The sequence below is a fragment of the Fulvivirga lutimaris genome (assembly GCF_009711525.1).
Taxonomy (GTDB): Bacteria; Bacteroidota; Bacteroidia; order Cytophagales; family Cyclobacteriaceae; genus Fulvivirga; species Fulvivirga lutimaris.
This window is the reverse complement of record NZ_SMLV01000234.1, coordinates 2,696-7,054: the sequence shown is the minus strand read 5'-3', so window position 1 is coordinate 7,054 and position 4,359 is coordinate 2,696. Positions and strand designations below refer to the sequence as shown.

The following is a 4,359-nucleotide window of genomic DNA, read 5'->3' as shown; positions in this document are numbered from 1 at the left end:
ACTTTATATTATTAAATATTTACGCATGATTTCATTAGAAAATATCAAAACAAATCTGGACAATGGTGTGCTCACAGCTACCATAAACAGGCCTCAAAGCTTAAATGCTTTAAATATTCAAACTATTGAGGATATCAGGCAGCTCATGACAGAGGTCTATGATAACCCAGAAGTAAAAGGACTAATTTTAACTGGAGAAGGTGAAAAAGCTTTTGTTGCAGGTGCAGACATTACAGAAATAGCTACCCTCAATGAAATGAATGCTCGTAAATTTGCTGAAAAGGGTCAGGAGGTATTTAGCTCTATCGAAAATTGTCCAAAGCCCGTTATAGCAGCTGTTAATGGCTTTGCATTAGGTGGCGGGTGCGAATTAGCCATGGCTTGTCATATTCGCATAGCAACTTCAAATGCCAAATTTGGTCAACCTGAAGTAAACTTGGGCGTCATTCCTGGCTATGGAGGTACGCAGAGATTAACTCAACTAGTGGGTAAGGGAAAGGCCTTCGAACTAATGATGACTGGAGATATGATATCGGCTGATGAAGCTTTGTCATTAGGATTGGTAAATCATGTTGTTCAGACGAGAGAAGAATTACATGAATTATGCAATAAAATAATAGGCAAAATTATTGCAAAAGCTCCATTAGCAATTGGCATGGTTGTCAACTGTATTAACGCTTATTTCAGTAATGAAGACGGTTATCAGACAGAAGCTAATGATTTTGCACATTGTACCACAACTAATGATTTTAAGGAAGGCACCACTGCATTTTTAGAAAAAAGAAAGCCCACATTTAAAGGTGAATAACATCGGATTTGAATGAGTCAGCTTAAAAGTCTCGCAGGCCAAACGGCCATTTACGGTGTTAGCAGTATTTTAGGTAGGCTTATCAACTATGCATTGGTTCCACTCCACACCATCGTTTTTGCAAGAGGAGAATTAGGTATAGTAACTAACCTATATGCCTATACAGCCATATTCATGATTATCTATACTTTTGGTATGGAAACGGCCTATTTTAGATTTGTAAAGAAGAACCCTTTAAACGCCTTTCAGCTCACATCTTCAGCGGTGATTGTGATAAGCACTTTATTTTCTGTGTTTATTTTCATTTTCTCGGACTCTCTGGCCTACCTGATTAAATATCCTGACACGGCTTTATATATTAGATGGCTCGCCATTATACTTTGGATTGATTCTTTCCTTGCTATTCCATTTGCCAAATTGAGGCATGAGAATAAAGCACGAAAATTTGCAACTGCTAAGATTATTAACATTCTGCTTAATATAGTTTTGCAGGTTGTCCTTTTATTATTACTACCAATAATTCAACAATCATTTGCTCCAGATACTGAACCATGGAATATTGGCATTGGCTTTATTTTTCTCTCTAACCTCATTGCCAACGCTTCACTAATTATAATTCTATTCAGCGAAATCAAGCTTATCCGATTAAGGTTTAATTGGGATGAGTTTAAGCCAATTCTTTTTTATGCATTTCCAATATTTTTAATGGGTCTGGCAGGCATGCTTAATGAGCAATTAGATAAGATATTACTCGAATACATGCTCCCTGACACCTTTTACAATGACATGAATAGTACAGAAGCAGTTGGGGTATATGGTCAACTATTAAAGCTAGGGATTTTTATGATGCTAGCTATACAAGCTTTTAGATATGCGGGAGAACCATTTTTCTTTTCTAAAGCTGAGGATAAAAATGCTCCTGAGTTATTCGCAAAGGTTATGCATTACTTTGTAATATCTGGCCTTTTATTATTTGTTTTAGTTAGCATCAATGTAGATCTGATAGCCTTTATTTTTTTAAGAAGCCCTGAGTATCGCGTGGCACTTTATCTGGTTCCACTACTGTTATTTGGTAAGTTACTCTATGGAGTATATTTAAACTTGAGCATCTGGTTTAAACTTACAGACAAAACGAAGTTTGGCACCTATTTTAGTATTCTGGGTGTAATAATAATGATTGCTGCCAATGTACTATTAATTCCAATTATTGGTTTAATCGGCTGTGCTATTAGTATTATAATATGCTATGCTATTATGTCATTAGCCTGCTATTTATATGGTCAAAAATATTTCCCAGTACCCTACAAATTTCAAAAGCTAATCCCCTATTTGGCAATCTCCTTAACCATTGTATATTTCTTCTTTACATGGCACATCTCAAATTTTGTTTTAGAGTCCATTATTAGAATAGCTTTTTCAGCAATCATTTTAATCTTTCTCATTTGGTTTGAAAAAAAGAATTTGGCAACCAAAACCTTCTAATTTTTATTAGTTTTGAAGCCTGATTTAAAATAAAAGCTATGAATATAATTATACCTATGGCAGGCATGGGCAAAAGAATGCGCCCACATACATTAACTACTCCTAAACCTCTTATACCTATTGCGGGAAAACCAATAGTACACCGTTTAGTAGAGGATATTGTTAAAGTGTGTGATTCCGCTATTGGTGAAATTGGTTTTATTATAGGCAGGCATTTTGGTAAAGAAGTAGAAGCTACCCTTCTAAAGATTGCAGAAGAAGTAGGAGGTCAGGGAAGAATATTTTATCAGGATGAGGCTTTGGGTACAGCTCACGCTATATTATGTGCTCAATCATTGCTTGAAGGCAATGTAGTGGTAGCATTTGCTGACACGTTATTTAAGGCTGACTTTAAACTTGACGCGTCTAAAGATGGAATCATCTGGGTGCAGCAGGTTGATGACCCATCTGCCTTTGGAGTAATAAAAATAGAAGGAGATGTAATTACCGATTTCGTTGAGAAGCCTGAAGAATTCATATCTGATTTAGCAATTATTGGAATCTACTATTTCAAAAACGGAGCATTTCTTAAATCAGAATTACAATATTTGTTAGACAATGACATCAAGGATAAAGGTGAGTTTCAATTAACCAATGCCCTTGAGAACATGAAAAATAAAGGAACCAATTTTGTACCTGGACAGGTGTCTGAGTGGCTTGATTGTGGTAACAAAAATGCTACCGTATATACTAATAAGAGATATCTTGAATTTATCAAAGATGAAAATCTGGTACATTCAACAGTGGTCAACAAAAACTCTGTGATTATACCGCCTGTTTACGCTGGCGAAAATGTAGTGCTAGAAAATTGTGTTATCGGGCCACATGTATCCATTGGCGATAATACAACAATTAAGAGTTCTATCATCCAAAATTCTATCATTCAGACCAACAGTGAGTTAAATAATGCGAATTTGAAAAACTCAATGATTGGCAATTTCGTTACCTTGGAAGGTTCTTCAGACGACATGAGTGTTGGAGATTTCAATTCGATAGTTTAAATTATCTTAATGACCATCCGTAAAGTTCATATCCTGTTTATCATTCTGCTAATGTTTGCAGGAAATGGATTTGTATTGGGTCAAAAAAAGAAAAATTCTGATAAGAACTTAAGGGAAGCCGAATTTTACTTCACCGAAGGTGAAAAGTATTACATTCTTGAGGACTATGCCAAGGCTTTAGTTCTATTCCAAAAATCTTTAGATACAGGGCCGGATAACGCCACTGTTTATTTTAAGATTGGTCAAATTTACTCTCAAAGTAGTGAATTAGATAAAGCGTTGACGAATGCTAAAAAGGCCGTTGATCTTGACGACAAGAACAAATACTTCTATGTTCTTTTAGCTGATATCTATACCCAAATGGGGAATTTCCCCGAAGCAGCAAAGGTGTATGAAGATCTTGTTAGTAAAATCGAGAAAACGGAAATCTACCTTTTTGAGCTCGCTGCGTTATATCTATATCAGCAGCGCTATGATGATGCACTTAGCACCTACAACAGAATAGAAGATTCTTATGGAGTGTCGGAAGAGATTTCCTTTCAAAAACAGAAAATTTATCTTCAGCTAAACCAGCCTGACAAAGCACTTGCAGAAGGTGATAAGTTGATATCTACTTTTCCTGGTGAAGAAGGTTATGTTTTAAAGCAAGCTGAGATTCTTATTCATAATAAGCAGGATGCTCAGGCCAAAAAGTATTTGAATGAATATTTAACAGAGAACCCAGATGGATATCAGTCCCGAATGGTATTGGCTGAACTTAAACGAAGAAATGACGACTATCCCGGAGCACTGGAAGATTTAAAAGTGATTTTTAAAAACCCTGATTATAACCCTGATAACAAAGTACAGTTGCTAGCGGAGTACAGATCAGAACTAACGGCAGAGCAATTACTGCAGTTTGCTACTCCCTTAGCAGAAATATTAGTAGATGTGCATCCTGAAGTAGCTGATGCCCATATTATTTACGGTGATTTATTGCAGCAGGCCAATAAACCCGAGCAGTCTGTAAAAAATTACAAGGCTGCCATT

The 4,359-nt window shown here is 36.1% G+C and carries 4 protein-coding genes; all 4 read left to right on the top strand.

Annotation, left to right across the window (positions count from 1 at the left end; translation table 11 throughout):
• Window positions 1-25 precede the first annotated feature (25 nt).
• Complete coding sequence (locus tag E1140_RS02795; RefSeq protein ID WP_155178819.1) at window positions 26-808, top strand: enoyl-CoA hydratase/isomerase family protein; 783 nt, start codon at window positions 26-28, stop codon at window positions 806-808.
• Between the two features lie 12 nt (window positions 809-820).
• Window positions 821-2,290, top strand: coding sequence for an oligosaccharide flippase family protein (locus tag E1140_RS02790; protein ID WP_155178817.1), 1,470 nt, complete (start codon window positions 821-823; stop codon window positions 2,288-2,290).
• A 38-nt stretch (window positions 2,291-2,328) separates the two neighbouring features.
• Complete coding sequence (locus E1140_RS02785; protein ID WP_155178815.1) at window positions 2,329-3,330, top strand: sugar phosphate nucleotidyltransferase; 1,002 nt, start codon at window positions 2,329-2,331, stop codon at window positions 3,328-3,330.
• A gap of 9 nt (window positions 3,331-3,339) precedes the next feature.
• On the top strand, window positions 3,340-4,359 hold a 1,020-nt coding region (locus tag E1140_RS02780), incomplete at its 3' end, for a tetratricopeptide repeat protein (RefSeq protein ID WP_155178813.1).

Excerpts from the sequence above, each read along its gene's own strand:
- E1140_RS02790 (WP_155178817.1), top strand. The coding sequence starts at position 821 with ATGAGTCAGCTTAAAAGTCTCGCAGGCCAAACGGCCATTTACGGTGTT.
- E1140_RS02785 (WP_155178815.1), top strand. The coding sequence starts at position 2,329 with ATGAATATAATTATACCTATGGCAGGCATGGGCAAAAGAATGCGCCCA.
- E1140_RS02795 (WP_155178819.1), top strand. The coding sequence starts at position 26 with ATGATTTCATTAGAAAATATCAAAACAAATCTGGACAATGGTGTGCTC.